Annotated in this window: 3 protein-coding genes; all 3 read right to left on the bottom strand. The window is 71.6% G+C overall.

Annotation, left to right across the window (positions count from 1 at the left end; translation table 11 throughout):
• Nucleotides 1-278 precede the first annotated feature (278 nt).
• On the bottom strand, nt 279-635 hold the full coding sequence (gene rplS / locus VF542_RS04540; protein ID WP_408650519.1) for a 50S ribosomal protein L19: 357 nt from the start codon (nt 633-635) through the stop codon (nt 279-281).
• 177 nt (nt 636-812) lie between these two features.
• On the bottom strand, nt 813-1,514 hold the full coding sequence (gene trmD, locus VF542_RS04535) for a tRNA (guanosine(37)-N1)-methyltransferase TrmD (RefSeq protein ID WP_408650520.1): 702 nt from the start codon (nt 1,512-1,514) through the stop codon (nt 813-815).
• A 41-nt stretch (nt 1,515-1,555) separates the two neighbouring features.
• The coding region (gene rimM / locus VF542_RS04530) for a ribosome maturation factor RimM (RefSeq protein ID WP_408650518.1) at nt 1,556-1,987 on the bottom strand (432 nt) is incomplete at its 5' end.

Here is a 1,987-nt window from a genome sequence, read left to right as displayed (position 1 = left end):
CGCGCTCGGCGGGTTGACCGTGCTCGGCGGGTTGGCGGCGTTCGCTGGGTTGACCGCACTCGGCGGGTTGGCCGCGCTCGGCGGCCGTGCGCCGTCCGGCCGCTGAGTCGCCTCGGGCGACTGAGCGGCTGCCCCGGCCGGCTCGCCGCCGGTCGAGGGCACGGCTGCGGCCGGCCCGGCACCTGTTCGGGATCCGGCAGGGGTGGAAGGGTCAGCGCTCTCGTTGGCGTCGTAGCCCATATCCGAGTTCGACACCTCGCGAGTCAAGGGGTTCTGGACTAGCGGGTGATCGCGTCCCGCTTCTCCTTGATCTTGGCGGCCTTGCCGCGCAGGTCGCGCAGGTAGTAGAGCTTGGCGCGCCGGACGTCGCCGCGGGTCACGACCTCGATCTTCTCGATGACCGGGGTGTGCACCGGGAAGGTGCGCTCCACGCCGACGCCGAAGCTGACCTTGCGGACGGTGAAGGTCTCCCGCAGCCCACCGCCCTGCCGGCGGATCGTGACGCCCTGGAAGACCTGCACCCGGGCGCGGTTGCCCTCGATGACCCGCACGTGCACCTTCAGGGTGTCGCCGGCCCGGAAATCAGGGATGTCGCTGCGCAGCGATTCGGCGTCCAACGTCTGCAAGGTGTTCATCGTGACTCTGCTTCCTTCGGGTCGAGCCGGGCGCGCGGTAGGGCGCGTGCGTCCTCGATCGAGACTGTAACGGGCTACATCTGGGCTGTGTGCGGGCAGCACGCCGCGAAGGCAGCCGCCGGGCAACCCCTCGATGGTGCCATATCGACCCGGAGATTGAGAAACCGGGCCGGTAGATCAGCCGCCGAGCAGGTCCGGGCGGCGGCTGCGGGTGCGCTCTGCCGACCGCTCCCGGCGCCACTGCTCGATCCTGCCGTGATGCCCGGACAGCAGCACCTCGGGAACCGGCAGATCCCGCCAGAGCGCCGGCTTGGTGTAGGCCGGGGCCTCCAACAGGCCCCCGACCGCGGCACTGAACGAATCGTCGTGCGCTGACAGGGCGTTGCCCAGCACGCCGGGGATCAGCCGGGCGACCGCCTCCACGATCACCAGCACTGCCGCCTCGCCGCCGCACAGCACGTAGTCACCGAGGCTGATCTCGTCCACGACCATCCGGCGGCCGGCATAGTCCAGAACCCGGGCGTCGATCCCCTCGTACCGCCCGCAGGCGAACAGCAGCCACGGCTGGCCGGCCAGTTCCTCGGCCACCGCCTGGCTGAACTGCCGTCCGGCGGGGCTGGGCACCACCAGTCGCGGCTGCCGCGGGCCGTCCGCCGGAGCGATCGCGTCCAGCGCCCGGCCCCACGGCTCGGGCAGCATCACCATGCCGGGGCCGCCGCCGTACGGGGTGTCGTCGACGGTCCGGTGCGGGTCGGTGGTCCAGGCCCGCAGGTCGTGCACATCCACCCGGACCTGGCCGCGCTCGATGGCCTTGCCCAGCAGCGACTCCCGCAGCGGGGTGAGGTACTCGGGAAAGATCGTGACCACGTCGACGGACAGACCTGCCGCCCTGGTCTCGGCAGGGCCGTCCGGCGGGCCGGTCACAGCTCCAGCAGCCCGTCCGGCGGGGCGATCTCGGCGATGCCGGCCGCCAGGTCCACGGTCGGCACGAACTCGGTCCGGAACGGGACCAGTACCTCACGCCCGTCGAGGTCGATGGCCAGCAGGCTGCCACCGGGCGAGTGCAGGACGTCGGTGACCGGCCCCAGTTGCCGGCCCTGCACCGTGCGCACCGCCAGCCCGATCAGGTCGGTGTCGTAGAACTCGTCGGGATCCTCGATCACCGGGCGGGCCGTGGTCGGAACCAACAGCACCGTGCCCCGCAGCGCCTCGATGGCATTGCGGTCTTCCACGCCTACGAAGTGCACGACAAGCTTGCCGGAATGATCGCGCGCCGATTCGACCGTCAGCGGGCCGCGGTCGGCCGGTTCGGTGATCAACCGGGAGCCGGGGCTGAAGCGCTCGTCCGGTGC

Source organism: Jatrophihabitans sp. (assembly GCF_036389215.1).
Classification (GTDB): domain Bacteria; phylum Actinomycetota; class Actinomycetes; order Mycobacteriales; family Jatrophihabitantaceae; genus Jatrophihabitans_A.
Note: the sequence above shows the minus strand (reverse complement) of the source record. Positions and strands in the feature narration are given on the sequence as shown.